This is a genomic window from Enterobacter cloacae complex sp. 2022EL-00788 (assembly GCF_026627565.1).
In the GTDB taxonomy this organism is placed as follows: Bacteria; Pseudomonadota; Gammaproteobacteria; order Enterobacterales; family Enterobacteriaceae; genus Enterobacter; species Enterobacter pasteurii.
Genome location: NZ_JAPNMC010000001.1, coordinates 397,161 through 423,783, shown reverse-complemented (window position 1 = coordinate 423,783; position 26,623 = coordinate 397,161). Strand labels below are relative to the sequence as shown.

Genomic DNA, 26,623 nt, shown 5'->3' with positions numbered 1-26,623 from the left:
CCATATCGTTTCTCAGAAGTCATCAATACTTATCCCTTAAGCATGTGAGCAATCCCGACAGCGTTATCAAGGAGAAAGTAATGACAACGGTACGCCATGAGAAAGACTCTATGGGCGCAATCGAGGTTCCGGCCGACAGGCTATGGGGCGCACAAACCCAGCGTTCGCTGGAGCATTTCCGCATTTCAACCGAGAAGATGCCCGTCTCGCTAATTCAGGCGCTGGCGCTGACCAAACGCGCCGCTGCCAAAGTGAACCAGGATCTGGGCCTGCTGGACGCCGAAAAAGCCACGGCCATCATCCGCGCCGCAGACGAAGTGCTGGCGGGTAAACACCCCGACGAATTCCCGCTTGCCGTCTGGCAGACCGGTTCCGGCACCCAGAGCAACATGAACATGAACGAGGTGCTGGCGAACCGGGCAAGCGAGCTGCTGGGCGGCGTGCGCGGCATGGAGCGCAAGGTACACCCGAACGATGACGTCAACAAAAGTCAGAGCTCCAACGACGTGTTCCCGACGGCGATGCACGTGGCGGCGGTTATCGCCATCCGCGAAAAGCTCATTCCGCAGCTCAACGTCCTGAAATCCACGCTTAATGAAAAAGCGCAGGCCTTCCGCGATATCGTTAAAATCGGCCGTACGCACCTGCAGGACGCCACCCCCCTGACGCTCGGCCAGGAGATTTCCGGCTGGGTGGCGATGCTGGAGCATAATCTTAAGCATATCGATGGTAGCCTGCCGCATCTGGCGGAGCTGGCGCTCGGCGGGACGGCGGTCGGTACCGGGTTAAACACCCATCCCGAATACGCGGCGCGCGTGGCGGACGAGCTGGCGAAGATCGCCGGGCAGCCGTTCGTAACCGCGCCTAACAAGTTTGAAGCGCTGGCAACCTGTGACGCGCTGGTCCACGCGCACGGCGCGCTGAAAGGGCTGGCCGCCTCGCTGATGAAAATTGCCAACGACGTGCGCTGGCTGGCCTCCGGCCCGCGCTGCGGCATCGGCGAAATCAGCATCCCGGAAAACGAGCCGGGCAGCTCCATCATGCCGGGGAAGGTTAACCCGACCCAGTGTGAAGCCATGACCATGCTCTGCTGCCAGGTGATGGGCAACGACGTGGCGGTTAACATGGGCGGCGCGTCCGGTAACTTCGAGCTTAACGTCTATCGTCCGATGGTGATCCACAACGTACTGCAATCGATCCGTCTGCTGGCAGACGGCATGGAAAGCTTTAACGAGCACTGTGCGGTGGGCATTGAGCCAAATCGCGAGCGGATCGGCCAGCTGCTGAATGAGTCCCTGATGCTGGTAACGGCGCTGAACACCCACATCGGCTACGACAAAGCGGCCGAAATTGCCAAAAAAGCGCACAAGGAGGGGCTGACGCTAAAAGCCTCGGCGCTGGCGCTGGGCTACCTGACGGACGCCGAGTTTGACGCCTGGGTCCGTCCGGAGGCGATGGTCAGCAGCCAGACGTAATCATCCCGCCACGTACAGGTGCAGCCGCGGAATAATCAGCTTAAGCGGCTGCGCCTGGGGCTTATAGCGATGCTGTACGTTTTCGGCATCGTAGTTAAGCAGCTCCCCGATGTCCGGCACCACCGCACCACGATCGGCGTCGTAAAGCGCTATCAGCGGCGTCGGGCAGGCATACTGCACCTGCTTTTGCTGCCCCGCATACCAGACGCGGGCGATAGGCTGTACCTTTACGGGACGCTTTATCTTCAGACGAGCATCGGCCGGCAGGGAGGCAATGCTGTGGTACTCCTGCTCCAGCCGCTCAATCCACTGTTCCCGCGACCACGGGGCGACCGTACGCGGTGATTTCAGGCTTTTCTCCAGCTGCGCCAGGATCTCATCGCGCGTGAAATTTTTAATGATGTGCTTATTCGCCCAGCCGAAGCGCAGCGTGGCGGGGTGGTTCAGCACCGTCAGCGTGCGGTAGGCGTTCAGGGTTATCAGCCCGGGAAGCTGACGATGCACCCACTCAAAACGGGCAGCCGGTGCCAGCCCGGATTCAACGGTCACGATCTTCTCGAAGGCGGCCTTCAGCGCATTAATATGCGCAATTCTGGCCTCCAGCGCTTCACGCGACTTGGTGTCCGTCTGCAGACAGATAACGCCGGGCAGGCGCACGGCGGCCTTGCTGCTGCGGTTTTCGGACTGCTGCTGGATGAACAGGCGGCGATAGTGCTGCAACGTCAGCTCAAGCGCCGCGCTGCCGATATGCTGCGTCACCTCAATGGTGTCCAGCGGATCGTGTTCCGCCCCTTTCGCCACCTCGGGCAGGGAGAAGACGCGCGCGGCCAGCAGGCGACAGCCCTGTAATTCTGCCGTCAGGGTGAGTAATTCCTGTTCTATTTCCCGAAACGTGGCGTTCAGCCTTTCGATGAGGTCGTAAGTTGCCATAGCAGCCCCTAATTAGTTACAACATACTGATGGTATAGCACAGCACGCCGGGTCAGGCCAGCGTGCGGTGAAGGTCAGGCAGGAACGGGAAGGGGAATGTTGTGGTAGATCGGCCAGCTAAAGACGAAGCGGGCGCCGCCCAGTTCGCTCTCTTCACAACGGACCGAGCCGCCCATCGCCTGGGCAATGGAACGGACAATGGCCAGCCCGAGACCGCAGCCGCCAGTGGCGCGGTCTCGGCTGGGATCGAGGCGCACAAACGGCTCGAAAACCTTTTCCCGTTCTGACGGCTCAATGCCGGGCCCATCGTCTTCCACGGAGAGGTTCGCCTGGCTTCCCTGTAAATCTAAGCGGATACGCAGCGTGGTCTCGCTGTACCGCATAGCGTTATTCATCAGATTATCCAGCACGCGCTCCATCAGGCGCATGTCCAGCGCGCCGTAATCGCCGGGTTTAATGACCGTCAGCAGCCTGCGCTGCGGGTTTACGCTCTGCACATCATTGATATGTGTCTGTAACCAGGCAGGGAGATCCGGGGTGCTGAGGTGCAGCTCGTTCTGCGGCCGGTCGAGGCGGGCATAGGTCAGCAGCTCTTCAATGAGCGCTTCAAGCTGGCCGATATCCCGGTTGAGCGCCTGCGATTCAGCACCGGTCAGATTCTCGCTCATCTCCAGACGATAGCGCAGACGCACCAGCGGCGTACGTAGCTCGTGAGCGATGCCGTCGATCAGCTGCTTCTTGCTGGCTATCAGGGCGTTGATATTATCGGCCATCTGGTTAAAGGCGATGCCGAGACGCTCAAAGCCGGATCCGCTGTCAAAGTGAATACGTTCGGTAAGATGACCCTCCCCGAAACGCTGCGCGGCGGATTCCAGCTTCAGCATGTCCTGCCAGTGCGGCCGCATCCAGATGAAAACCGGGAGCGCGAGCGAGATGGCAATGAAGGCGAGCAGGGCGAGATCCAGCAGGCGCATCTGGTGCAGATAATAGAGATAGGGCACGGGGCCGACGGCCAGAACGTAATGGCTACGCGGGATTCGCTGTATAAAAGTATACTTCTCGTCCAGCGCCACGATGTCTCCGTCCCGCAGGCGCTGCATTGCTGGCGGCTCCAGATCGAAATCCTTGATGGGCTCAATGCGCAGATCAAACGACAGGTTAAGGTCCAGCTCTTTCATCGTGCGCGCCCAGTCGTGCGGCGGTATTTCACGCAGCTCGCTGCGCATCAGGTAGAGCGAGCTTTTCATCAGGTCGTCAAGGGACTGCCTGCCCGCGCGCTCGGCAGTGAACTTATAAACCAGCCCGACCAGCATGGTCATCACCAGGAAGCAGACAAACAGCAGAAGATAAAACTGTACAAACAGCTTTTTCATTAATAACCACCAGCACACTACGCGGAAAGTATTTCAGCGTTCACACCCCAACAGTATTGCTATGAAAGCAGGGTTTAACCGTGCTGACAACACCGTAACGGCTCATCGATGACTTCATTTACAGGATGTCGCCATAAAGGAAAAGCCCTGACTCATTAGAATTTCTCATTGAATCAGAGCGTTGTAATCGCAGTGAGAAGTTACGGATTTAATGATTACGCCGTAATCCTATTATTAGCGGATTGGTGGTAAAACCGTGAGGGCATTTGCGCGCGTTACAGTGTATTGAATATGCACAGTCTTCAGTTTCATTATCTTTATTAAAAGGGCAGGACATTTTATTTTTTATCTCGTTCCATAATGCCTCCCGGTACGGCGAAACGTTATAAAGTGATATCGGACTAAATTCCCCGTTAATGAAAATGCCATTTTTTGTTGGATGAATTCTGTCGCCCGGCACTAAATAAATATCACTTTCGTACCATATAATCAGCCTTATTAATTTCATACCAACGATGCATGAGTAAACAATGCCTGTGTTTGGGCAGATCACAGAACTTAACACTCGCCATGCCATTACGGGTTCCTCAGATTAGGATTATAAGCCTGTAATTTTGTTTAGCACGGGATTTCAATTTGATCAATCTTGTAACCTATTGATATTGATCGTTATTTTTATTATGTTTGGATAATTCCTTTTATTTCAAGGAGGTAATCCTTATCAGCCTAAGGGTTTTTTTTGAGTTTTTTTTTATGAATGATGATTTATCGGTTAAATTTTGATCTGGATTGGGGTTTAACAATAGTGAAGAATGTTGAAGAACTATCCGTATGCATCATTGCCATTACGCCGGAGAACATACCGTAATGGCAAGGCTCAAAATATTTAAATTGCGTCTCCGGGACGTTTCAGTTTGGCTATCAGGTTTTCCGTAACGGACAGGCCTTCTGCGATATTCGCATCTATAACAGAAATACCAAATTCGTTGATTAATTCAAGGAGCGCTTCGTAGGTCTGGATCAGTTTCAGAAGATTAAAAATGGCTTTTTGGTCGTGTGGGGTGGGTAGCGGATGGTGAGTCGCTGCCTGATGAACAATCCATTCAAGATTGGTTTTGATGCTATCTACATCATCGTAGCTATACATATTTCATGGGCTTAAATCCTCATTTCAGGATTTTTTTGAGAAGAATGGCTTTCAACGTCGCTGTTAGAAGCGTTGCACTACATTAGAAGCACTGATGATTGAGTAGAGATAGGGCGATCTGCAGTAGCGGCTCCTGGACGATTACGCTACAGCTGGCATGACCCGTGAAGAATGGCACGAGGCGCGTAGGTCAATTATGAGCCTTCTTGCCGCGATAGCAAGAAAACTCTTACATAAAATTCGCTTAGTCGGGAATAAGGCCGAGCGATACCCGGCTTTCGAACGAAACGGGAAGCCGGGGCAGCACAACGTGCTTTTTCATCAGCGGATGTAGATCAGGTTTCCCACGCGTGCGGAGCAAACAGGTAGCCCTTGTTACGCACGGTTTTAATGCGGTAGGGCTCGGTGGCGCTGTCCTGCAGCTTTTTTCGCAGGCGAGAAATCGCCACGTCCACGCTGCGATCCATGCCGTCGTAGCTTACGCCGCGCAGGTTTTTCAGCAGCGCATCACGATCCATAATTTGCCCGGCGTGGGTTGCCAGTTCCCACAGCAGGTCAAAATCTGCCGTCGAGAGCGAAATCTGCTCCCCGGCGAGCATAACCTGGCGGTTGACGGGATCGATAGACAGCGTGCCGAACCGCATCGCTTTATGCGGCGTTAACGAGCCAGCGGGCGCGTCACGCTCGGCGCCGGCACGCTGGCGAAGGTGAAGGCGCAGGCGGGCCAGCAGGACCGCCGGAGGCGTGGTTTTGAGTATGTAGTCATTGGCGCCCATCTCAAGCGACAGAATATGGTTCATATCGCTGTCGAGTGAGGTCAGCAGCACGATTGGCCCGTCCCATTTCGCCCGCAGATCGCGGCAGAGCGTCATGCCATCTTTACCGGGCAGCATGATGTCCAGCAGCACCAGATCCGGGTTTACGCGGGTGACGACGTCCTCTGCGCGGTCGCCGCGAGGCTCAACAATCACGTCCATATCATGTTTACCCAGGTAAGCGGCGATTAATTGCCCCACTTCTGGTTCATCTTCTACATAAACAATCTTATTCATACTGCGTCTGTTATCGCGAAAAATGCCAACATACACCGCACAACATTAACCTTCCATTAATCTTTCTCAATTAGCCAGAGTTCCGTTATTCTGCATAACATTGTTATTTGATTGTTAAAGGGAAAAAGCATGGGGCTGGTGATAAAAGCCGCGCTTGGCGCGCTGGTGGTGCTGCTGATTGGTGTACTGGCTAAAACCAAAAATTACTACATTGCCGGGCTGATTCCGCTTTTCCCGACCTTTGCGCTGATCGCCCACTATATTGTGGCCTCCGAGCGGGGTATTGAGGCGCTGCGCGCCACCATCGTTTTCGGGATGTGGTCAATCATTCCGTATTTTATCTATCTGCTGTCGTTGTGGTACTTCACCGGCTTTCTGCGTCTGCCCCTGGCGCTGGGCGGAGCGGTGGTCTGCTGGAGCCTCAGCGCCTGGGTGCTGATCTTCTTCTGGAGCCGCTTTCACTAGCGCAGCGGACGGCCTCCGTCCACGGCAAAGGTTCGGCCGGTGACGTAACAGCTGGTCAGCAGATAGTCGATCAGGTCGATAATCTCTTTCTCGCCGGGCGCAATTTTCATTAGCGACTTGTTGAGCGCCTGCTGACGATACTCCGCGTCGTCGCCCTCGTTGAACAAAATCATTGCCGGCGCAATTGCATTGACCTTTACCTCGGGCGCCAGCCTGCGTGCAAACGATCGCGTCATGTTATCCAGAGCAGCTTTGCTGGCCGCGTAGGCGATGTGCTTGTCGCTTCCTCGCTCCACCACGTAATCGGTGAAGTGGATGATGTCGCCCGCGGCATGGCCGTGCCCGCGCAGCAGATCCTGCAAGGCATGGTTGAGCAAGTAGGGGGCATTAACGTGGATTTGCATCATGCAGGCGAGCGTTTCGCTGAGCGAGTGGCCTGCTTTTTCAGGAAGCCAGGTGCTGGCGTTGTGAATAACCGCCCTCAGCCCGCTGGTGGTCGATTTCACTGCTTCCGCAAAGGCGAGGATGCCCTCATCCGTCGAAAAATCCGCCTGAATGCATACGGCTCCGGCGTTTCTCAGCCCTTCAATGGAGGGATATTCCGTGCGGTAACTGACAATGACCGGATGGCGAAGATTGAGGAAGTGATGGGCGAGGGCGAGGCCGATGCGGCGGCCTGCGCCAGTGATTAGTATTGGGCGTTGCTGCGTATGTCCCATCGTATTCTCCTTTTCAGTTCAACAATGGGACAGGCGGCGCTATCCCATTAACATCCACGTTGCCGGTACGGCAGCGACTAACAGCATACCTATCAACACCATTTCGCGACGCTGAAGGGCATTCTCAAGCTGATGCGTGCGGCGAGCATAGATGAACACCAGCAGGCCTGGCGCGTACAGCACCACGGACAGCAGCAGATGCATCGGCCCGGAAGCATACAACAACCATAGCCCGTAAATACAGGCGCCGACGCCCACCGCATAGTGTGCCGGACGGGTCGCAATTTTTAACAGATATGCGCCCACTAAGAAATAGGGTACCAGAATCATCTCGGAGGCGATGGTCAGCAGCGTGTTATAGTCTGAACCTGTGAGCCAGATCAGCACCAGACAGACCTGTACGCTGATGTTGGTGAGCCACAGCGAGGCGGAAGGCGCGCTGTTTTTATTCTGACACGCAAAGAGGCGCGGGAACGCCTTGTGGGTGGCGGCCAGGAACGGGACTTCCGCGGCCATAATGGTCCAGCTCAGGTACGCTCCGCAGACGGAGACAATCAGACCCGCCGCGATAATTACGTCGCCCCACGGGCCCATCATTTTCACCATCAGCCCGGCCATCGACGGGTTGCGCATTTCAGCCAGCTCAGGGCGCGCCACCACGCCGAGCGACAGCAGCGTCACCAGCAGATAAACGCCCAGCGCCGCCAGCACGGCCAGCAGCGTGGCGCGTCCCACGTCGCGCTTGTTACGCGCTCGCGCGGAGACCACGACGGCACCTTCTACGCCGATGAACACCCACAGGGTGATCAGCATGGTATTTTTTACCTGTTCCCAGACGGGAACCCCCAGCGCAATCCCGCTGAAGTCGAGGTTAAATACGTCCAGGCGGAAGGCCAGAAAGGCCAGCACGACGAACAGGCCAAGCGGCACCAGCTTGGCCAGCGTTGCCACCAGGTTGATGCTTGCAGCGGTCTGGACGCCGCGTAAAATCAGCCAGTGAACGATCCACAGCAGTACCGAGGCGCCGACGATGGACTGCCACGTATTGCCGTCGCCAAACAGGCGCAGCTCGGGCGTATCGGTAAAGAAACTGAGCGCCGAAAAGACAATAACCAGATAGGAGACGTTGGCGATCACCGCGCACAGCCAGTAACCCCAGGCGGAGCAGAAGCCAATCAGCTCGCCGAAGCCTTCGCGCGCGTAGGTGAATATGCCGCCGTCCAGATCCGGTCGGATGCGGGTCAGCAGCAGCATGGCGAACGCCAGCAGCAAAATTCCGGCACCGGTTATGCCCCAGCCGATCAGCAGCGCGGCAGGGCTGGCTACGGCCGCCATATTCTGCGGCAAACTGAATACGCCCGCGCCCAGCATTGAGCTCAATACGAGTGCAGTTAAAGCACTCAGGCCAAGTTTCTTTTCCATTGGCTTCCTGTTATGAAACGTCCAAACCCAGAATAATTATTTCGCTAAGGCGCATAAAAATGGTGGATCACACTAAGGCGCGGGATTTTACGGAGTGTCACGGACGCATGCAATGACGTGTGGCAGAAATCAGAAAAAAAGTAACAAAAAAGGCGGCACGGTGCCGCCTTTGTGAAACCGTTTTGTTACTTATACAGATCGGCGCTGATGGTCATGTTGTTACCACGTTCCTGCCACTGGCGGGTAATGTGATAGTACTTCGCGCCTTTCTTCGCAGCGCGCTTCGCCACCTGATAGGAGATCTCGGTCATGTTGCCGTAGTTGCCGGTAAACTTGATGCTGTCGAACGGAACCATCTGCGCGGCAGTGGCTTTGTTCAGCTCTTCAATTTTAGTGCCGTCCGGTAACGTGACGGTGTAACGGCCACCCTTCGTGGATTGCGTCTCAAAGAAACGACCCACCTCAGCGCTTGGTGCAGCAGAGGTTGCTACGCCCGGAATTTCAACTTTCTTCGCTTCTTCGCCGCCCTTCGCTAACGCGGCGCGTCCGGCTTCAGAATTCGCAGGAATGGCATCCGGGCTTTGTACTACGCGCTTTTTCGCATCCTGCTTATAGATGAATGCGGTAATGCGCTGGTTGCCGCCCTGGTTGGCATCAACCTGGCGCACGATATAGAAAGCGTAAGCACCTTTTTCACGCGCGGCTTTGGTGATGACATCGTTAACTTCTGGCTGGCTGCGGTAGAAGCCCTGAACGGTGACGGTGTCGTACGGTTCCAGCTGAACGGCCTGATCTTTCGGCAGCTCAACGATGCCGTTAATCACGCGGTTTTTCTGCTCATCTGCCTTAGGGGCGTTATCTTTGTACAGCGCAACGGTCACGCGCTGGTTGCCGCTGTTGCCCTGATCGGATTGATCGAGCACGTAAAACGCAGCCGCGCCTTTTTTATCGGCGGCTTTAGAAGCGGCGGCAACGCCGTCGCCGATGGAGTTAAAGCGGCCCACAATGACCGTCTGGTCAAAAGGTTTTAACGCTGCCGCTTGCTCCGGCGTTAACTCCGTCGCGGCATTCGCGGACAGGGCGGTCGCGGATAGAAGTGCGGACGCCAGGAGTGTGTTCTTAAGCTTCATAAAAATAATCCTTCGCCTTGCGCAAACCATGTACTGGTATTGTTGTTAATTTGAGACGGTCCCGATTATGGCATTGAACACCCGTCGCTGTCTGCGCCATTTTTCACAGCCTGTGCTCACCGAAGCGCCTGATTCGATAACATTTAGTGATATGTGGAAAAAACAGGCGTTTGACAAGCAAAACTGATAAAGCATATGACTTTTACAAGTTAATTTAATGTTAATAAGTTGTTCTCTTATGGCGCTATATCATGTTTTTACCGCTCCGCTTGCGCGAATTATCGGTCATGAAGGTGAATTAAAGGTAAATATCTCTGTCAGTGACCCCGATCGCTTATTTTTCACAGATAAAGTAAGAAATAGTGTTTTCTGGCGGTAGATCGCGGGCGCTATTTTCAGTAGGTTATAGAAAGTTTGTTACTGTTTTATTTTCCGGGGTTAATCATGCTTCGCCGTTATGGTACTGGCGAAAAATGAAGCTAGCCGCGGGCAATTATCGACAAACCATCATCAAAAACCGATGGAAGGGAAAACTATGCGTATTGGGGTACCAAAAGAACGGTTAGCCAATGAAACCCGCGTAGCGGCAACACCGAAAACGGTGGAGCAACTGCTTAAGCTGGGGTTCACCGTCGCGATTGAAAGCGGCGCAGGCAAACTGGCAAGTTTCGACGACGAGGCCTTTATTCAGGCTGGCGCGGACGTTGTGGACGGTGCTGAGGTCTGGCAATCACCCATTATTCTGAAGGTAAACGCACCGGAAGAGAGTGAAATTGAACTGCTGAACGCCGGCACCACGCTGGTGAGCTTTGTCTGGCCAGCGCAAAACCCGGAGCTGATGGAGAAGCTGGCGGCACGCGGCGTCACCGTGATGGCGATGGACTCCGTGCCGCGTATTTCGCGCGCGCAGTCTCTGGATGCGCTGAGCTCTATGGCGAACATCGCCGGCTATCGCGCCATTGTCGAAGCTGCCCATGAGTTTGGTCGCTTCTTTACCGGTCAGATCACCGCGGCAGGTAAAGTGCCGCCTGCAAAAGTGATGGTGATTGGTGCCGGCGTGGCCGGCCTGGCGGCTATCGGTGCGGCAAACAGCCTGGGCGCTATCGTCCGCGCGTTTGACACCCGCCCGGAAGTGAAGGAGCAGGTGCAGAGTATGGGCGCCGAGTTCCTCGAGCTGGACTTCAAGGAAGAAGCGGGCAGCGGTGATGGTTATGCGAAGGTCATGTCTGAAGCGTTTATCAAAGCGGAAATGGCGCTTTTCGCCGCGCAGGCGAAAGAGGTGGACATTATTGTCACCACCGCGCTGATTCCGGGTAAACCGGCACCGAAGCTGATCACCCGCGAAATGGTCGATTCCATGCAGCCGGGCAGCGTCATCGTCGATCTGGCGGCGCAAAACGGCGGTAACTGTGAATACACCGTGCCAAACCAGGTTACTACAACCGCTAACGGCGTGAAGGTGATCGGTTATACCGACCTGCCGGGGCGTCTGCCAACCCAGTCCTCTCAGCTGTACGGCACTAACCTCGTTAACCTGCTGAAGCTGCTCTGCAAAGAGAAAGACGGCAACATCACCGTTGATTTTGACGATGTGGTGGTGCGCGGCGTGACCGTGGTGCGTGAAGGGGAAATCACCTGGCCTGCACCGCCGATCCAGGTTTCCGCTCAGCCGCAGGCGGCCCCGAAAGCGGCGCCCGAGCCAGTTGAGCCAGCGAAGCCTGCCTCACCGTGGCGTAAATACGCCATCATGGCGCTGGTCATCATCCTGTTCGGCTGGCTGGCGGACGTTGCGCCAAAAGAGTTCCTCGGCCACTTCACCGTCTTCGCGCTCTCCTGCGTGGTGGGCTACTACGTCGTGTGGAACGTCTCACATGCGCTGCATACGCCGCTGATGTCGGTTACCAACGCCATCTCCGGGATTATCGTGGTGGGGGCATTGCTGCAGATTGGTCACGGCGGCTGGATAAGCTTCCTGAGCTTTATTGCGGTGCTGATCGCCAGTATCAATATTTTCGGTGGCTTCACCGTGACTCAGCGCATGCTGAAAATGTTTCTTAAAGGCTAAGGGGTAGCATATGTCTGGAGGATTAGTTACAGCCGCATACATTGTTGCTGCAATCCTGTTTATTTTCAGTCTGGCGGGACTTTCCAAGCACGAAACGTCTCAGCAGGGAAATAACTTTGGTATCGCCGGGATGGCGATTGCGCTGATTGCCACCATCTTCGGGCCGGACACCGGCAACGTGGCGTGGATCCTGGTGGCGATGATCATCGGCGGCGCGATTGGTATTCGCCTGGCGAAACGCGTTGAAATGACCGAGATGCCGGAGCTGGTTGCGATCCTGCACAGCTTCGTGGGGCTGGCGGCGGTGCTGGTGGGCTTTAACAGCTACCTGTACCACGAACCGGGCCTGGAGCCGATTCTGGTGAACATTCACCTCACCGAAGTGTTCCTCGGCATCTTCATCGGTGCGGTCACCTTCACCGGGTCGATCGTGGCGTTTGGCAAACTGCGCGGGAAGATTTCGTCTAAGCCGCTGATGCTGCCTAACCGCCACAAGCTGAACCTCGCGGCGCTGGTGGTTTCCTTTGTGCTGCTGGTGGTCTTCGTTCGTACCGAAAGCGTAGGCCTGCAGGTGCTGGCTCTCCTGGTGATGACCATCATCGCGCTGGCGTTCGGCTGGCATCTGGTGGCCTCTATCGGCGGGGCCGACATGCCGGTGGTGGTTTCCATGCTGAACTCCTACTCCGGTTGGGCAGCGGCGGCGGCTGGCTTCATGCTGAGCAACGACCTGCTGATTGTCACCGGTGCGCTGGTGGGCTCTTCCGGTGCGATCCTTTCTTACATCATGTGTAAGGCGATGAACCGTTCGTTTATCAGCGTCATCGCCGGTGGCTTCGGCACGGACGGCTCCTCTACCGGCTCTGATGAGGAAGTGGGCGAGCACCGCGAGATCGGCGCGGAAGAGACCGCCGAGATGCTGAAAAACTCGCATTCCGTCATCATCACCCCGGGCTACGGCATGGCGGTGGCGCAGGCGCAGTATCCGGTGGCGGAAATCACCGAGAAGCTGCGCGCGCGCGGGATCAAGGTTCGCTTTGGTATTCACCCGGTGGCGGGGCGTCTGCCGGGCCACATGAACGTGCTGCTGGCGGAAGCGAAAGTGCCTTACGACATCGTGCTGGAGATGGACGAGATCAACGATGATTTCGCCGATACCGACACCGTGCTGGTCATTGGCGCCAACGACACCGTTAACCCGGCGGCACAGGACGATCCGCGTAGCCCGATTGCGGGCATGCCCGTTCTGGAAGTGTGGAAAGCGCAGAACGTGATTGTCTTCAAGCGCTCCATGAACACCGGCTATGCTGGCGTTCAGAACCCGCTTTTCTTCAAGGAAAATACCCACATGCTGTTTGGCGACGCCAAGGCCAGCGTGGATGCGATTCTGAAAGCGCTGTAATTCAGCGTCATCCTGACAAACCGCTCTTCGGGGCGGTTTTCTTATTTCTGCGGCCAGCGTTTCTCCTCTGTCTATACTTTACCCTTTGTGTAATACGAGGAGGTGTAATGCAATTTTTGTCCCGCTTCGACATCATAGAGCTGATGATGACGCCAGCGTTCTGGATTGGTGTCGCCACGGTTGTCTTTGTGACGCTGCTGGTGTACTGGCTGCTGACGCGCCTGATCGCGTTCGTTAAGAAAGGCATCACCACCTGGGGCGACAAGCACCCAACCACTAACCGGATGCGCTTTATCCTGACGGATATGCTTAACCGCACCAGCCGCTTCCTGCTTTTTGTGGTGGCGCTGCTCTTCAGCCTGCGTTTCGTTGACTTACCCGATCGTCTTTTTGGCACCGTGAGCCACGCCTGGTTCCTGGTCTTCGCGATCCAGGTGGCGCTGTGGATGGATCAGGGGGTTGTGTCGTGGCTTCGTCACGTCATGCTGGCGCCGGGAAGCCATAAAAATCCGGTTACGCTGGTGATCACGGGGCTTATCCTCCGTGCCATCGTCTGGTCAGTGATGCTGCTGTCTATTCTTGCTAACGCGGGCGTCAACATCACTGCTCTGGTTGCCAGCCTTGGGGTAGGGGGTATCGCTATCGCCCTCGCGGTGCAAACGATCCTGAGCGATGTCTTTGCATCCCTTTCCATCGGCTTTGACAAGCCGTTCGAGATTGGCGATTTTGTGGTGTTCAACGACGTGGCGGGGACGGTAGAGCATATTGGCCTGAAAACCACCCGCATCCGCAGCCTGAGCGGGGAGCAGATTGTCTGCGGGAACGCCATTCTGCTGCAACAGACGCTGCATAACTATAAGCGAATGCAGACGCGGCGGATCGTCTTTACCTTTGGCGTGGCCAGCGACACGGCGCCGGACAAGCTGCGCTCCGTGGGCGAAATGGTGAAGCAGATCATCACGGACGTCGGCGAAACGAAGTTTGACCGCGCCCATTTCCTGGGCTTCGATCGCGATCGCCTGACCTTCGAGGTTGTCCATATCGTCAATACGGCGGATTACAACAAGTACATGGATATTCAGCAGGAGATCAATATCCGTATTCTGGAAGGGCTAAACCAGCAGGAGATCAGGCTGGCGCTGCCGAGCATGGTTCTGCACGCGCCCTGGATGAATGCTGGCGACGAGGCGCCACCGCAACGCGTGAGCGAAGCGCAATAAAAAAAGCCCGCCTTACCGGCGGGCTTTCACTTTTGATTAATCGTCCTCATCGTCGTCCAGTTCAACCGGCGTCTGGTACTGGTCCGGTTTAATGACCAACAGGTCGCAGCGCAGATGGTCGATGACCTGCTCGGCGGTATTCCCCAGGAACGCGGCAGAAATACCGGTACGACCGATGGTGCCCAGCACCACAATCCCGGCCTGCAAATGTTCCGCCAGGTCCGGAATAACCTCTTCCGGTAACCCTTTTTCTACGTGGGTCATGTTCTCGTCAATGCTGAATTTCTGGCGCAGCGCCTTCATAGCCAGCAGATGCTGGCCGCGAATCGCGTCGTTATACACGCTCGGATCAAATTCAGGCAGTTCGATGGCGATATTGATTGGCGTAACCGGATACGCCCCCACCAGATGCACTTCGGTGTGGTTTACCTGGTCGGCAAGCTGAAGGGTCTCCTTCACCAGCTTCTCGTTCAGCGAATTGTGATAATCCTCTTCGCTGGCCAGGTTGACCGCCACGACGGCTTTGCCGCCCTCGGGCCACGGCTGATCTTTCACCATCCATACCGGGCAAGGGCATTTGCGCAGCAGGTGCCAGTCGGTTGGGGTGAAGATAACGGATTCCAGCTTGTCGTGCTGGTGCGCCATTTTCAGCAGCAGGTCATGCCCGCCGGCCACCACTTCCTGGATAATAGCTTCGAAAGGCCTGTTGTGCCAGACCACTTTGATATCGATAGGTACGCCCGCTTCCAGGTAATATTTCGCCTGCTCGCGGATCCACGCGGTACGCTGGCCGATCACTCCCTGACGCATAGCGGTACGCTCGTCAGGCGACAGAAGGGTGGTCATCTCGTATGAGAAGTCATAAATCGGCAAAAACGCTTTAATTTTGCCACCAATCCGTTGATGTAAATACACAGCACGTCGTAATGCCGGCTGATCGTCCTGATTAGGATCGATAGCCACCAGCATGTTTTGATACTTTGCCATACAGGTCTCCTTACTACTGTCACCACAGTCTGTAAGTAAAAGAGTAACCTATATATCTTGAATGAAACAGGGGGGAAGTTTTTGCCAGATCAATAATTACGAAAATTTATCGACCTGGCATTCGTTATCCGGGAGGGTTATGCCACGTTGCGGGAGTGACCGGCCAGAACCGCCAGCGCTTCGCCGTTTTCGATGGTGATGTACTTACCTTTCACCGCCAGCATGCCGCTCTTCTGGAAACGACCCAGCAGACGGCTGATGGTTTCCACGGTCAGGCCCAGATAGTTACCGATATCGCCACGCGTCATGGTCAGACGGAATTCACGCGGTGAGAAACCACGTTCCGCGAAACGGCGGGAGAGGTTATAGATAAAGGCAGCCAGACGCTCTTCAGCATTCTTCTTGGAAAGCAGCAGGATCATGTCCTGATCGCCCTTGATCTCACCGCTCATCAGACGCATCATCTGCTGACGCAGGTTCGGCATCTTACCGGAGAGATCGTCCAGCGTCTCAAACGGGATTTCGCAGACCATAGAAGTTTCCAGCGCCTGAGCAAAGCTCGGGTGATGGCCTGTGCCGATGGCGTCAAAGCCTACCAGGTCGCCCGCCAGGTGGAAGCCGGTGATCTGCTCGTCGCCCTGTTCGGTGATGGTGTAGCTTTTGATGGTGCCAGAACGGATAGCATAGAGCGATTTCAGTTCGTCTCCCGCCTTAAACAGCGTCTGCCCTTTCTGAATAGGCTTTTTGCGCTCGATGATGTTGTCAAGCTGATCGAGTTCGTGCTCATTCAGGGTAAACGGGATACAGAGCTGGCTGATGCTGCAATCCTGGCAATGGATAGCACAACCGCCAGACTGAATGCGTCGTATAATTCGCTTTTCCGGGATCATAGGTTTGCTCAAGCCTTAATTGATATTGGTCAATTTTAACATCTTTTTGGTAAGTACGTAAGCCTGGCAACCCCCCAATAGCGACAAGAGACGGCAACGTGTTGCCATCTCATTGAAATTCCACAGAATGATTAAGGATTATTGGCCTAACCGGAAGAAAATTAAGCACTAAAAGCCTGGGAGCTACAGCAGCAGATACCCTTCATGACGCAGCAGCCACTCCTTGCGCTGCACGCCCCCGGCATAGCCGGTCATGGTGCCGTTGCGTCCAATGACGCGGTGGCAAGGCACGACAATGCTGATTGGGTTAGAGCCGTTTGCCGCGCCCACCGCGCGCGCCGCGCCGGCACGGCCAAGCTGCTCTGCCAGCTGACCATAATGCATCACCTGGCCACAGGGGATATCACGCAGCGCCTGCCACACCTCGCGCTGAAAAGGGGTTCCAGCCGTAGCGGTTGGCAGGGTAGTAATGATGCCGAGATCGCCTTCGAAGTAGGCCGTCAGCTTATCGCTTAGCCCGCCCGGATTGCTGGCAGCGATGCGCTCGTAACCCTGGGCGCGATAATGGATGTTGAGCAGCTCAACCATCCGGTCGCTGTGTTCTTCCCATTCAACGGCGCGCAGATTGAACGCTTCATCCGCGATAACCCACAGCGGACCCAGCGGCGTCGCAATCTTGTCTTCGAGTAATCTCAGCATCAATATTCCTTCAGTTCAGCCTCGGGTAAATACCCGGCCCAATCGGCAGGCCGACAAGATACCACGCCACCAGCATCACCAGCCATACCCCTAAAAAGATAAGCGGATAGGGCAAGACCAGCGAATAGTAGGTACCCAGTCTGGCCTCCGGCCTGTAGCGTTGCAGGAAGCCCAAAAACAGCGGCACGAAGGGGGAGACGGGCGCCAGCGGGATCACCGACGAGTCGGCGACGCGGAACAGGATCTGGGCGAACGCCGGGTGGAAGCCCAGCATCATAAACATCGGTACAAAGATGGGGGCCAGAATTGACCAGATGGCCGAACCGCTGGCAATAAACATGCACAGCAGGGATGACAGCAGCGCCAGGCCAACAAACGCCGGAACGCCGCTTAATCCCGCTGCCTCCAGCGCGTCCGTCAGGCTAACGGCCATAAACTTGCCCATGTTGCTCCAGTTAAACATGGCCACGAACTGCGCCAGCGGAAACACCATCACAATGAACCCGGCCATCTCTTTCATCGGCTCGATCATCAGATGCGGCAGATCCCCCTGTCGGCGTATTTTGCCGGTGGCGATGCCGTACGCGAGCGAAACGACAAAGAAGAAGAGGATAATCAGCGGCACAATGCCCTGAATGAAGGGCGAGGGCAGAACGGTGTGCTTAACCGGGTCGCGAAGCACGCCGTTTTCCGGCACCACCATCAGCGCCACCGCCGCGATAAACGCCAGCGAGACGATCCCCGCGACGCGCAGGCCAAACTGCTGCTCTTTGCTCAGCGTCTCCAGCTTTTCATCGCTGCGGCCTTCCCATTTACCCAGGCGCGGCTCGATGATTTTATCGGTAATCAGCCCGCCGACAATCGTCAGGACAATCACCGAGCTGGCCATAAAGTACCAGTTGTCGATCACGCTGACGTGCACGGCGGCGTCGATGGTTTTGGCGGCCTCGGTGCTGATGCCGGAAAGCAGCACGTCGGTGGTGACGATCAGCAGGTTAGCGGTAAATCCGCAGCCCACGCCCGCTATCGCCGACAGCAGCCCTGCAACAGGATGGCGGCCAACGGCGAGGAAAATCAGCGCCCCCATCGGCGGCATGATCACCAGCGCGGCGTCGGACGAGATATGGCTGAAAAAGGCGATAAACAGCACCATGTAGCTGGCGTAGCGCGCGCTGACGTGAGAGGCCATCTTCACCATCAGCGCGGGCAGCAGGCCCACGCGTTCGGCCAGTCCCGCTCCCAGCACCAGCGCCAGAATGGCGCCCAGGGGGGCAAACCCGCTGAAGTTTTTAATTACGTTCGGTAAAAACCAGTGCAGCCCTTCAACGCTGAGCAGGTTTTTTACCGCCACCATGCTGCCGTCGGCCGGGCTGCGCACGCTGACATCAAAGGCCGACAGCACGGCAGTCGCGACCATCAAAATTACAATCAGATAGATAAAAAGCAGGAAAGGGTGCGGCACTTTATTGCCGATCCTTTCAACCCAGCCATAGAGCTTACCGGATGGGGAATGCGAAGGTATGGATGACATACTCATGGGCGTTCCTCGGGACTGTTGTGTTGTTGTGTTGTGTTTTTTTATTTTAAAGGTGACGGCGTCACGCCCGGTGGGATCGGACACGCGTACGGTTTTTCTTGTGTTTGTTGTTCGAACTCTTCACGGCATTTATTCAGCAGGTCGGCATCCTGTAGCAGGTTGAGCGCCGTGGCCCCCATCACTTTTCCGGCCAGCAGCATGCCTTTATGGGCAATGGAGGTACGCCCCTGCGCCACGAGTTGCCAGGTATGCAGCGGCGTGCCAACGGTAAAGCAGGGGCTGAAGCACTGGGCGACAGGCATTTTCCAGCTGACGTCGCCCACGTCGGTTGACCCTGCCAGCACGTTGTCGGTGATGGCATAGGGGGCGACTTCATCCACCAGCAGCGTCTCCTGGTGACGGCGGGCAAAGGCTTTACCCAACTCCCCACCGGTGGCGGCAATATTTTTCAGGCTGTTTTGCAGGTCGTTCGGGGTCAGCGTAGCCCGAATTTCACGGGCGAAGTCGCGCTCCTCTTCCGTCCATGCCGGCGTGCCGTAATGCTGCAACGCGCGGTACATCGCCGCCTCGAGCGTGCGGTTTGGCAGATAGCTTGAGCAGGCTTTATCAAAGCGACACTCGACGGTGGTTTCGGTCATCATCGCCGCCCCCTGGGCGATTTTCTCGATGCGTTCGTAAATCTGCTGCGCATCGGCCATCTCCGGGGCGCGGATCAGGTACAGCACCTCCGCCTGCGCCTGCACCACGTTGGGCGAAATCCCGCCGGTATCGGTAATGGCGTAATGGACGCGCGCTTTCTCAATGATGTGTTCGTTGAGGAAGTTGGTGCCGGTGGTCATCAGCGTCACGGCGTCCAGCGCGCTGCGTCCCAGATGCGGAGAGTTTGCCGCATGGGCCGCGATCCCCTTAAACCGCCAGGCGGCCTGAATATTGGCCAGCGTGCTGACGTTAAACATCCCGGCGAAGGCTTCCGGGTGCCAGGTGACGGCGGCGTCCACATCGTCAAATAACCCTTCACGCACCATGAAGGTTTTACCTGAGCCGCCTTCCTCGCCCGGGCAGCCGTAAAAACGCACCGTTCCGCCGCCGCCGTGCTGCTCCAGCCAGCTTTTCACCGCCACCGCGGCGGCCACGGCAGCGGTACCTAACAGGTTATGCCCGCAGCCGTGGCCGTTCGCCCCCGGCGTGGCGGATTGCGCCGTCGCGCAATGTGCCTGCTGGCTTAATCCTGCCAGCGCGTCGTACTCGCCCAGCAGGGCAACAACGGGCCTGCCGCTGCCGTAGCTGGCAATAAAGGCGTTGGGAATGCCGCCGGCTTCCCGCGTCAGGGTAAAACCCTCGGCCTCCAGCGCGCCGGCAAGCCGTTCGGCTGACCAGAACTCTTCAAAACGCGTTTCGGGATGATCCCAGATGTCGTCGGCAATATCGGTAAACGTCCGACATCGCGTGTCGACGGCATCGGCGATAAAAGCGTAGTTCTCCTGCATTACACACCTCGCGTCCACGGGAAATTAAGCGCAGCTCGCGCCAGCGTTTCGATGGCAACGTTCATCACCTGCTCATCGAAATCGAATTTTTCGTTGTGATGTCCGGCGCTCAGCCCGGTGCCGAACACCATGTAGGAGGCCATTCCGCCGTTCTGCTGCACGCGGGCCATCATCAGCGTCGCATCTTCGGAGCCGGCAGGCGCGTTGACCCTGTCAATGGTGTGAGCAATGCCGGATACCTGGCCTGCCTGTTCGCGAAGGTAGTCGACCCAGGCCGGAGAGGGGGCGCTGGAGGTCGCCGCTCCCATCAGGCTTATCTCAGCCGAAACGCCGTAAAGCGCCGCTGCGCCTTGAATTACCGCCTGCGCGCGGTCAAAGACGTACTGGTTAATTGCGTCGCTTTCGCCGCGGGTTTCAACCTTAAGCAGCGCGCTGGCGGGCACCACGTTGCGTCCGCTGCCCGCCTGCATCACCCCCACGTTGACGCGGGACGCGCCTTCGCTGTGGGGCGCAATGCCGTGCAGCGCGATAGCGGCCTGGGCCGCCGCGAGCAGGGCGTTACGTCCATCCTCCGGCTTACCGCCCGCGTGTGCGGCGACGCCGGTAAAGCGCGCGTCAAATTTGGTGGTCGCCATAAAGTTATCGCTGCCGCAGACCGCCGTTCCGGCAGGCACGCCGGTCCCTATGTGGATGGCGGTAAAATAGTCCACGCCGTCCAGCGCGCCTGCGGCTACCATGGCGCGCGCGCCGCGCGTGCCCTCTTCGGCGGGCTGGAAGATCAGCCTGACGGTGCCGTTGAGCCGCGCTTCATTCTGCTTAAGCACCCGCGCCAGACCCAGGCCGATGGTGGTGTGCCCGTCGTGGCCGCAGGCGTGCATCATGCCGGGGTTGCAGGAGGCAAAACCCTCGCGGAACGGGCGATGGCTGTCGTCAAGCGCCTCGCTCAGATCAAGCGCGTCCATGTCCACGCGAAAGGCCAGGGTCGGGCCGGGACGGCCGGTATTCAGGGTAGCGACGATGCCGGTGAATCCCCCCTCGAACGGGGCGAGCCATTTCTCGGGCGCGCCCTGCGCGCGGGCCCGGTCAAACTCTCGCGAAAGGGTCGCATCGTCGGGCAACCCCATTCGGCTTTCGGCGTCCACCACGTCGCGGCCCATCGCCAGTTCGTAACCCAGCGAGTCGAGGATTTCCGCAACTTTCGCCGCGGTACGAAACTCTACCCAGCCGGATTCCGCAAAATGGTGAAAATCGCGACGCCACGCGCTCAGCTGCGGGGTTAACGTCTGGATGTACTGCGCCAGTGTGTCCATATCTGTTCCTGTCATCATTAAAATATGTGAACTGCTTCACGCTGTGATAGTTTTTACTTATCACTAACCGATTTTTCACAGTTTTAACCGTTCAGGAATTACCCTCGCACATCCCTTTCCATTAAAGTAGATGACAGTTTCTTTACTCTGATAAACAACGGTTATCGGTCGCGATATGTCATTTCAGATTAAATTTCATCAAATCAGGGCGTTTGTTGAAGTGGCGCGCCAGGGCAGCATTCGCGGCGCCAGCAGGACGCTTAACCTCTCGCAGCCCGCGCTGACCAAATCCATCAAAGAGCTGGAGGAGGGGATGGCGGCACAGCTGTTTGTGCGCCGGAGCAAAGGCGTCGCCCTGACCGAGTGCGGGGAAGGGTTTTACCACCGCGCAAATTTGATTCTGGAAGAGCTGCGCGCCGCGCAGGATGACATCCGCCAGCGTCAGGGCGAGCTCGCGGGGCAGATCAGCATAGGCATGGGGGCAAGCATCTCACGCAGCCTGATGCCGAGAGTGATTACGCGCTTTCACGCGCGGCATCCTCAGGTCAACGTGCGAATTATGGAAGGCCAGCTGGTATCGATGATAAATGAGTTACGCCAGGGCGAGCTGGATTTTACCATCAACACCTATTATCAGGGGCCGTACGATCACGAATTTACGTTTGAAAAGCTGTTTGAAAAACCGTTTGCCGTTTTTTGTCGGGAAGGGCATCCGGCGACGGGAGCAACCTCCATTAATGAACTTCTGCAATATAGCTGGACAATGCCAACCCCTCGCGGAAGTTATTATAAGCAGCTGCAGGATACCTTTACCCACCGCGCGCAAATACCGCGAATTGGCGTAGTCTGTGAGACCTTTTCTTCCTGTATTAGCCTGGTGGCGCAAAGTGACTTTATCAGCATTTTGCCGCAGGAGCTGGGCTGTGACCCGCTGCTGGCGCACCGTCTGGTGATGCTGCCGGTTGCCGAATCCCTTCCCAAAGCGGCATATTATTTAATTCAGCGACGAGATTCGCGCCAGACCCCGCTTGCCGAATCGTTAATAACGCTATTCAGAAGGGAAGCCAGAAATATTATTTGCTGAAAATGTCGACAATAAAAAAATAGAGTCTGCCCGACATCAGACAGACCCTACAGTACACACGGTCGTGCATCCTTTCGGGGATCCTACATGTATTATTCCTTTGGCAGGTTTAATTAGTTATAACAGGTTTTCTTTAAAAGAGAAGGGCGTTGAGTGACTGATTTCACGAATTTTTAACGTAAATTATTTTATTTATTAAGGCTAAAATTTACGTTAATTTTCGATTAAATATCTTTCGGGTTATATTTATATATATTCATCGGGTAAATATTTGCCCTTACCCGGGGTTGTTGAGACCCGTATCGGGCGCAGGTATAGTACAGGCTCAGATGCAGCCGGAGGATTTCCATGAACCCTGACGACAAATCACTTTTTCTTGACGCCATGGAGGATGTCCAGCCGCTCAAACGCTGCGCGGATATTCACTGGCAGCAGAGCCGCAACGCGCGGGCGCGTCAGGAGATCGATACTGAGCAGCTCGACAATTTTCTGACGCTGGGATTTCTGGAACTGCTGCCGCTTGAAGAACCGCTGATGTTCCAGCGTGAAGGGGTACAGCAGGGAGTCTTTGAAAAATTGCGTTCCGGCAAATATTCCCGTCAGGCCAGCTTAACGCTGCTGCGCCAGCCTGTGGAGCAGTGCCGCCAGATGGTGTATTCCTTTATTCGCCAGGCCGGACGCGACGGTTTACGCAATCTGATCGTCGTGCATGGTAAAGGGCGAGAGCAGAAGTCTCACCCGAACGTGGTGCGCAGCTATCTTGCGCGCTGGCTGACCGAGTTTGACGAGGTGCAGGCATTTTGCGAAGCGCAGCCGCACCACGGCGGCAGTGGAGCATGCTACGTCTCGCTGCGTAAGTCAGATGACGCGAAGCGGGAGAACTGGGAGCGCCACGCCAAGCGCAGCCGCTGACCGGGCAGGCGAGCGATATGCCCGCCCGCCCGTGACTCAGAAGGTTTCCCAGTTAGCGTCTGACGCGTTCGCCCCTGCCGTTGACGGGCGCAGCAGTACGGGCGTTTTTACGTTTTTAGGACGAGATGCAGTGGCTTCCTGGTCGTTCAGCCTGAATGCCGCCACCGCCTGGCGCAGCTGTTCAGACTGATCCTCCAGCGCCGCTGCCGCGGTTGCCGACTCCTGTACCAGCGCGGCGTTTTGCTGCGTTACGCTGTCCATCTGCGAGACCGCCAGGCTGACCTGCTCAATACCCCGGCTCTGCTCGTCAGACGCCGACGAGATTTCACCCATAATATCGGTGACGCGGGTTACGGCGGCGACGATCTCCTGCATGGTTGCACCCGCCTCGCTCACCTGTTCAGAGCCCGTATTTACCCGGCTGACGGAGTTCTCGATAAGCCCCTTGATCTCTTTTGCCGCCTGCGCGCTGCGGCTGGCCAGCGTGCGCACTTCGCCTGCCACGACCGCAAAGCCGCGACCCTGTTCTCCCGCACGAGCGGCCTCAACCGCCGCGTTGAGCGCCAGAATGTTGGTCTGGAAGGCAATGCTGTCGATCACGCCGGTAATATGCGCGATTTGCCGCGAGCTGTCGGCAATATCGTTCATGGTGCGCACCACGTTATCCACCACCTGGCCGCCGCGCGCGGCCGTTTCGGAGGCGTTCTTCGCCAGCAGCGTGGCCTGACGGGCGTTGTCGGAGTTCTGCCTGACCGTGGCTGTCAGCTCTTCCATGCTGGCGGCGGTCTCCTCCAGCGAGGCGGCCTGCTGTTCGGTTCGTGCAGACAGGTCGTTACTCCCGGCGGCTATTTCGCCCGCGCCCGTGTAGATGGAGTCCGTGCTGCCGCGCACGGCGCTGACGGTGCGCGCCAGCGACCGCTGCATCTCGTGCAGACCGGCGGCCAGCTGGCCCATTTCGTTGCGTCCGGAAATATCGACGTTTTGCGTCAGATCGCCGCTCGCGATGGTGCGAATATGGTTCATGATGGTCTTAAGCGGTTTTACCAGCAGGTGCTGCAAACCCTGCCAGATCACCACCAGCACGGCGATGACGGTCAGGAAGATCGTCGCCAGCGTCCACTGCATCTGGGTGAAGCTGCTCTGGTTCTCTTCAGCGGCGGCTTTCAGCAGGACGTTGTTTTCGGCGCGCCAGCGGGCGTACACCGCTTCCATATCGTCCTGCGCCTGCTGGGCATCCAGGTCGCCATAGGCCTGATAGTTATCGGCGCGCAGATACTCAATCGACAGGCGCATCACCTCGTGCATGTGATTCCACGCTTTCTGCATCTCTGCGGTGAGCGCGGCATTCTGACCGTTAACCTGCGGTATGTCCTGCCAGTTTTTATAATAGGTTTCGGCCCTGGTCAGCGAGGCGTTCGCGGTGCCGAGCAGGGTATTAATTGCCGCAAGGGACGCGGGATCGCGCTGGTTTTTCAGGTAGCGGATCGCCACCCGGGTAACGGTGACGCGCGTTTTTACCAGCGTGTTTACGCTGTCGCTCAGGCTCTCCTGTTGGGCATTGAGCACCCCGGAGTTCTGGAAGTTATGTCGATCGTTATTCACGGCAGAGTAGAACAACCCTCCCGTGACAACTTGCATCAGACAGAATATGGTGAGTGCAAAGATAATACCGGTAATCACGTGCAGATTTTTCAGCATAGCGGTCGTCCGTAAGAGAAGGTGCAGGGTTACATCAATACTATCGTCGTAGCGAATTTAAACTTTAATTTTACTATTGCTTAACTAATGGTTTCGTTGCGGAACCTGTTGTAAATCCGGATCATTTTCACGAGGAAGGTCAGCATGAGCAGCATTGATAAAAGCGGAACGTTCACGCTCGGAACGCGTACGGTTAAACGATTTGGCTATGGCGCAATGCAGCTTGCCGGGCCTGGCGTATTTGGTCCGCCAAAAGACAAACAGGCGGCGCTGGCGGTGCTGCGTGAGGCGGTGGAGTCGGGGGTAAATCACATTGATACCAGCGACTTTTACGGTCCACATGTGACCAACCAGCTCATCTGCGAGGCGCTTCACCCGTATCGGGATGACCTCACTATCGTGACCAAGATTGGAGCCCGGCGCGGGGATGACGCCTCCTGGCTACCGGCGTTTTCCGCCCAGGAGCTGACGAAGGCGGTGCATGACAACCTGCGAAACCTGAAGCTGGACGTGCTGGACGTGGTTAACCTGCGGATCATGTTCAGCGCCCACGGGCCGGCGGAGGGATCGATCGCCGCGCCGCTGAGCACCCTCGCGGAGCTGCAGCAGCAGGGGCTGGTTCGTCATATCGGGTTGAGCAACGTCACCGCTTCGCAGGTTGCCGAAGCGCAAAAGATGGTTAACGTGGTGTGCGTACAAAACATGTACAACGTTGTGCATCGCGGCGACGACGCGTTAGTCGATTCGCTGGCGCAGCAGGGGATTGCATGGGTGCCGTTCTTCCCATTGGGAGGCTTTACCCCGCTGCAGTCTTCCGGGCTACAGGCGGTGGCGGATTCACTCGATGCAACGCCGATGCAGGTGGCGCTGGCGTGGCTGCTGCAACGCTCGCCAAATATCCTGCTGATCCCGGGTACCTCGTCGCTGGCGCATCTGCGGCAAAACCTGGCGGCAGCGGAACTGGTGCTTCCGCCTGAGGCGCTGGAGACGTTAAATTCGCTGGTGGATTAGTCCCGGCATCAACGAAAGCCCGGCATCCTTCCGGGCTTTTTTATGAGCCCATCTGGCTTTTCTGACGGTGAAGCGCTAACGCTTCCGCCACGATCTCCTGCTTACTTTTACGTGTTTCATACGCCGTAATGCGGATGTACTCCATCAGCGCCGGATCGATACGGGCGCTTAACATCCTCAGCTCTGCCTCCTTTGCTAAACCGCGAGCTACGCGCTTATCGGGATAATCACGGGCTGGCATAGAAAACGTTCTCCAGAAATTGTCTTGTTAATTTGTGCTGTAAAATATGCGCTAGTCTTGTTTGAAAGTCAACGTATAGTGAGCGTGCAGTGATGTTGTTTTTATGGTTTTTACGTATTAAGTCTTAAGTAAGTGTTCAGATAGTGTTTCTGTTGTCGACGCCGTGAATTCGCTTTTATGCATAAAATAATATTTTCCGTTTTGATAATGAGCGAATTTGCAGCGCGCTGCATTCTATAAAATGATTAATAATTTCTTACTGAAACTTATTTCATCTCTATTCCCGTGCCGGGGTAAGGGTATTATCGAATTAAATCTGCTGGCTGAGCGCCAGGGTGTAAAAATCTGATGTGATGATGCCCGCTCCGCC

General features: G+C 56.4%; 24 protein-coding genes. 8 read left to right on the top strand and 16 right to left on the bottom strand.

What is annotated here, in order from left to right; genetic code table 11:
• Window positions 1–80: 80 nt before the first annotated feature.
• Window positions 81–1,475 (top strand): class II fumarate hydratase, encoded by a 1,395-nt coding sequence (gene fumC, locus OWK27_RS01970; RefSeq protein WP_267589704.1) that lies wholly within the window; start codon window positions 81–83, stop codon window positions 1,473–1,475.
• On the opposite strand, the gene tus is transcribed toward fumC, so the two are convergent.
• The 5 genes from tus to rstA form a co-directional block, all read right to left on the bottom strand.
• Window positions 1,476–2,405 carry a DNA replication terminus site-binding protein gene (gene tus / locus OWK27_RS01965; protein ID WP_267589703.1) on the bottom strand — a complete coding sequence of 310 codons (930 nt, stop codon included), beginning with the start codon at window positions 2,403–2,405 and terminating at the stop codon, window positions 1,476–1,478. It lies immediately after the preceding gene.
• Between the two features lie 74 nt (window positions 2,406–2,479).
• On the bottom strand, window positions 2,480–3,778 hold the full coding sequence (gene rstB / locus OWK27_RS01960; RefSeq protein WP_267589702.1) for a two-component system sensor histidine kinase RstB: 1,299 nt from the start codon (window positions 3,776–3,778) through the stop codon (window positions 2,480–2,482).
• A 208-nt stretch (window positions 3,779–3,986) separates the two neighbouring features.
• On the bottom strand, window positions 3,987–4,355 hold the full coding sequence (gene iraM, locus OWK27_RS01955) for an anti-adapter protein IraM (RefSeq protein ID WP_148418846.1): 369 nt from the start codon (window positions 4,353–4,355) through the stop codon (window positions 3,987–3,989).
• 309 nt (window positions 4,356–4,664) lie between these two features.
• On the bottom strand, window positions 4,665–4,925 hold the full coding sequence (locus OWK27_RS01950) for a hypothetical protein (RefSeq protein WP_267589701.1): 261 nt from the start codon (window positions 4,923–4,925) through the stop codon (window positions 4,665–4,667).
• A 335-nt stretch (window positions 4,926–5,260) separates the two neighbouring features.
• Window positions 5,261–5,977 (bottom strand): two-component system response regulator RstA, encoded by a 717-nt coding sequence (gene rstA, locus OWK27_RS01945; RefSeq protein ID WP_148418843.1) that lies wholly within the window; start codon window positions 5,975–5,977, stop codon window positions 5,261–5,263.
• Between the two features lie 129 nt (window positions 5,978–6,106).
• On the opposite strand from rstA, the gene OWK27_RS01940 reads away from it, so the two are divergent.
• Window positions 6,107–6,442, top strand: coding sequence for a GlpM family protein (locus tag OWK27_RS01940; RefSeq protein WP_032670034.1), 336 nt, complete (start codon window positions 6,107–6,109; stop codon window positions 6,440–6,442).
• Here OWK27_RS01940 and folM read toward each other — a convergent pair.
• From folM to ydgH, 3 genes are all read right to left on the bottom strand, one after another.
• Window positions 6,439–7,161, bottom strand: coding sequence for a dihydromonapterin reductase (gene folM, locus OWK27_RS01935; RefSeq protein ID WP_193356179.1), 723 nt, complete (start codon window positions 7,159–7,161; stop codon window positions 6,439–6,441). The two genes, OWK27_RS01940 and folM, sit on opposite strands and share 4 nt — an antisense overlap.
• 39 nt (window positions 7,162–7,200) lie before the next feature.
• Window positions 7,201–8,583 carry an amino acid permease gene (locus tag OWK27_RS01930; protein WP_267589700.1) on the bottom strand — a complete coding sequence of 461 codons (1,383 nt, stop codon included), beginning with the start codon at window positions 8,581–8,583 and terminating at the stop codon, window positions 7,201–7,203.
• A 185-nt stretch (window positions 8,584–8,768) separates the two neighbouring features.
• Window positions 8,769–9,713: a DUF1471 family protein YdgH gene (gene ydgH / locus OWK27_RS01925; protein WP_148418838.1), complete on the bottom strand. Its 945-nt coding sequence runs from the start codon at window positions 9,711–9,713 to the stop codon at window positions 8,769–8,771.
• A 535-nt stretch (window positions 9,714–10,248) separates the two neighbouring features.
• On the opposite strand from ydgH, the gene pntA reads away from it, so the two are divergent.
• The 3 genes from pntA (at window position 10,249) to OWK27_RS01910 (ending at window position 14,397) form a co-directional block, all read left to right on the top strand.
• The gene (pntA, locus tag OWK27_RS01920) at window positions 10,249–11,778 is read left to right on the top strand and encodes a Re/Si-specific NAD(P)(+) transhydrogenase subunit alpha (RefSeq protein WP_267589699.1); all 1,530 of its coding nucleotides are present in this window, start codon (window positions 10,249–10,251) and stop codon (window positions 11,776–11,778) included.
• A gap of 10 nt (window positions 11,779–11,788) precedes the next feature.
• A complete protein-coding gene (gene pntB / locus OWK27_RS01915) occupies window positions 11,789–13,177 on the top strand; it encodes a Re/Si-specific NAD(P)(+) transhydrogenase subunit beta (protein ID WP_148418834.1) in 1,389 nt (462 codons plus the stop codon).
• A gap of 107 nt (window positions 13,178–13,284) precedes the next feature.
• Window positions 13,285–14,397, top strand: a complete 1,113-nt coding sequence (locus OWK27_RS01910) for a mechanosensitive ion channel family protein (protein WP_148418832.1) — start codon at window positions 13,285–13,287, stop codon at window positions 14,395–14,397.
• 36 nt (window positions 14,398–14,433) lie between these two features.
• Here OWK27_RS01910 and uspE read toward each other — a convergent pair whose 3' ends face one another.
• The 6 genes from uspE to OWK27_RS01880 form a co-directional block, all read right to left on the bottom strand.
• Window positions 14,434–15,384 (bottom strand): universal stress protein UspE, encoded by a 951-nt coding sequence (gene uspE / locus OWK27_RS01905; protein WP_267589698.1) that lies wholly within the window; start codon window positions 15,382–15,384, stop codon window positions 14,434–14,436.
• 137 nt (window positions 15,385–15,521) lie between these two features.
• Window positions 15,522–16,274, bottom strand: coding sequence for a fumarate/nitrate reduction transcriptional regulator Fnr (gene fnr, locus OWK27_RS01900; RefSeq protein WP_014070017.1), 753 nt, complete (start codon window positions 16,272–16,274; stop codon window positions 15,522–15,524).
• A gap of 183 nt (window positions 16,275–16,457) precedes the next feature.
• Complete coding sequence (gene ogt, locus OWK27_RS01895; RefSeq protein ID WP_267589697.1) at window positions 16,458–16,973, bottom strand: methylated-DNA--[protein]-cysteine S-methyltransferase; 516 nt, start codon at window positions 16,971–16,973, stop codon at window positions 16,458–16,460.
• Between the two features lie 10 nt (window positions 16,974–16,983).
• The gene (abgT, locus tag OWK27_RS01890; RefSeq protein ID WP_148418827.1) at window positions 16,984–18,510 is read right to left on the bottom strand and encodes a p-aminobenzoyl-glutamate transporter; all 1,527 of its coding nucleotides are present in this window, start codon (window positions 18,508–18,510) and stop codon (window positions 16,984–16,986) included.
• 41 nt (window positions 18,511–18,551) lie between these two features.
• The gene (locus OWK27_RS01885) at window positions 18,552–19,997 is read right to left on the bottom strand and encodes a M20 family metallopeptidase (protein ID WP_267589696.1); all 1,446 of its coding nucleotides are present in this window, start codon (window positions 19,995–19,997) and stop codon (window positions 18,552–18,554) included.
• Window positions 19,997–21,307, bottom strand: coding sequence for a M20 family metallo-hydrolase (locus OWK27_RS01880; RefSeq protein WP_267589695.1), 1,311 nt, complete (start codon window positions 21,305–21,307; stop codon window positions 19,997–19,999). The genes OWK27_RS01885 and OWK27_RS01880 overlap by 1 nt, the downstream gene beginning before the upstream one ends.
• Window positions 21,308–21,482: 175 nt before the next feature.
• Here OWK27_RS01880 and OWK27_RS01875 point away from each other — a divergent pair, with 175 nt between their 5' ends.
• Window positions 21,483–22,391, top strand: a complete 909-nt coding sequence (locus OWK27_RS01875; protein ID WP_267589694.1) for a LysR family transcriptional regulator — start codon at window positions 21,483–21,485, stop codon at window positions 22,389–22,391.
• A gap of 348 nt (window positions 22,392–22,739) precedes the next feature.
• Window positions 22,740–23,303, top strand: coding sequence for a DNA endonuclease SmrA (gene smrA / locus OWK27_RS01870; RefSeq protein ID WP_176610480.1), 564 nt, complete (start codon window positions 22,740–22,742; stop codon window positions 23,301–23,303).
• 36 nt (window positions 23,304–23,339) lie between these two features.
• On the opposite strand, the gene tcp is transcribed toward smrA, so the two are convergent.
• Window positions 23,340–25,001, bottom strand: coding sequence for a methyl-accepting chemotaxis citrate transducer (gene tcp / locus OWK27_RS01865; protein WP_324291161.1), 1,662 nt, complete (start codon window positions 24,999–25,001; stop codon window positions 23,340–23,342).
• 144 nt (window positions 25,002–25,145) lie between these two features.
• Here tcp and OWK27_RS01860 point away from each other — a divergent pair, with 144 nt between their 5' ends.
• Window positions 25,146–26,012, top strand: coding sequence for an aldo/keto reductase family oxidoreductase (locus OWK27_RS01860; protein WP_267589693.1), 867 nt, complete (start codon window positions 25,146–25,148; stop codon window positions 26,010–26,012).
• 40 nt (window positions 26,013–26,052) lie between these two features.
• On the opposite strand, the gene OWK27_RS01855 is transcribed toward OWK27_RS01860, so the two are convergent.
• Window positions 26,053–26,253, bottom strand: a complete 201-nt coding sequence (locus OWK27_RS01855; RefSeq protein WP_148418813.1) for a hypothetical protein — start codon at window positions 26,251–26,253, stop codon at window positions 26,053–26,055.
• Between the last annotated feature and the right edge of the window lie 370 nt (window positions 26,254–26,623).

Excerpts from the sequence above, each read along its gene's own strand:
- fumC (WP_267589704.1), top strand. The coding sequence starts at position 81 with ATGACAACGGTACGCCATGAGAAAGACTCTATGGGCGCAATCGAGGTT.
- tus (WP_267589703.1), bottom strand. The coding sequence starts at position 2,405 with ATGGCAACTTACGACCTCATCGAAAGGCTGAACGCCACGTTTCGGGAA.
- rstB (WP_267589702.1), bottom strand. The coding sequence starts at position 3,778 with ATGAAAAAGCTGTTTGTACAGTTTTATCTTCTGCTGTTTGTCTGCTTC.
- iraM (WP_148418846.1), bottom strand. The coding sequence starts at position 4,355 with ATGGCATGGCGAGTGTTAAGTTCTGTGATCTGCCCAAACACAGGCATT.
- OWK27_RS01950 (WP_267589701.1), bottom strand. The coding sequence starts at position 4,925 with ATGTATAGCTACGATGATGTAGATAGCATCAAAACCAATCTTGAATGG.
- rstA (WP_148418843.1), bottom strand. The coding sequence starts at position 5,977 with ATGAATAAGATTGTTTATGTAGAAGATGAACCAGAAGTGGGGCAATTA.
- OWK27_RS01940 (WP_032670034.1), top strand. The coding sequence starts at position 6,107 with ATGGGGCTGGTGATAAAAGCCGCGCTTGGCGCGCTGGTGGTGCTGCTG.
- folM (WP_193356179.1), bottom strand. The coding sequence starts at position 7,161 with ATGGGACATACGCAGCAACGCCCAATACTAATCACTGGCGCAGGCCGC.
- OWK27_RS01930 (WP_267589700.1), bottom strand. The coding sequence starts at position 8,583 with ATGGAAAAGAAACTTGGCCTGAGTGCTTTAACTGCACTCGTATTGAGC.
- ydgH (WP_148418838.1), bottom strand. The coding sequence starts at position 9,713 with ATGAAGCTTAAGAACACACTCCTGGCGTCCGCACTTCTATCCGCGACC.
- pntA (WP_267589699.1), top strand. The coding sequence starts at position 10,249 with ATGCGTATTGGGGTACCAAAAGAACGGTTAGCCAATGAAACCCGCGTA.
- pntB (WP_148418834.1), top strand. The coding sequence starts at position 11,789 with ATGTCTGGAGGATTAGTTACAGCCGCATACATTGTTGCTGCAATCCTG.
- OWK27_RS01910 (WP_148418832.1), top strand. The coding sequence starts at position 13,285 with ATGCAATTTTTGTCCCGCTTCGACATCATAGAGCTGATGATGACGCCA.
- uspE (WP_267589698.1), bottom strand. The coding sequence starts at position 15,384 with ATGGCAAAGTATCAAAACATGCTGGTGGCTATCGATCCTAATCAGGAC.
- fnr (WP_014070017.1), bottom strand. The coding sequence starts at position 16,274 with ATGATCCCGGAAAAGCGAATTATACGACGCATTCAGTCTGGCGGTTGT.
- ogt (WP_267589697.1), bottom strand. The coding sequence starts at position 16,973 with ATGCTGAGATTACTCGAAGACAAGATTGCGACGCCGCTGGGTCCGCTG.
- abgT (WP_148418827.1), bottom strand. The coding sequence starts at position 18,510 with ATGAGTATGTCATCCATACCTTCGCATTCCCCATCCGGTAAGCTCTAT.
- OWK27_RS01885 (WP_267589696.1), bottom strand. The coding sequence starts at position 19,997 with ATGCAGGAGAACTACGCTTTTATCGCCGATGCCGTCGACACGCGATGT.
- OWK27_RS01880 (WP_267589695.1), bottom strand. The coding sequence starts at position 21,307 with ATGGACACACTGGCGCAGTACATCCAGACGTTAACCCCGCAGCTGAGC.
- OWK27_RS01875 (WP_267589694.1), top strand. The coding sequence starts at position 21,483 with ATGTCATTTCAGATTAAATTTCATCAAATCAGGGCGTTTGTTGAAGTG.
- smrA (WP_176610480.1), top strand. The coding sequence starts at position 22,740 with ATGAACCCTGACGACAAATCACTTTTTCTTGACGCCATGGAGGATGTC.
- tcp (WP_324291161.1), bottom strand. The coding sequence starts at position 25,001 with ATGCTGAAAAATCTGCACGTGATTACCGGTATTATCTTTGCACTCACC.
- OWK27_RS01860 (WP_267589693.1), top strand. The coding sequence starts at position 25,146 with ATGAGCAGCATTGATAAAAGCGGAACGTTCACGCTCGGAACGCGTACG.
- OWK27_RS01855 (WP_148418813.1), bottom strand. The coding sequence starts at position 26,253 with ATGCCAGCCCGTGATTATCCCGATAAGCGCGTAGCTCGCGGTTTAGCA.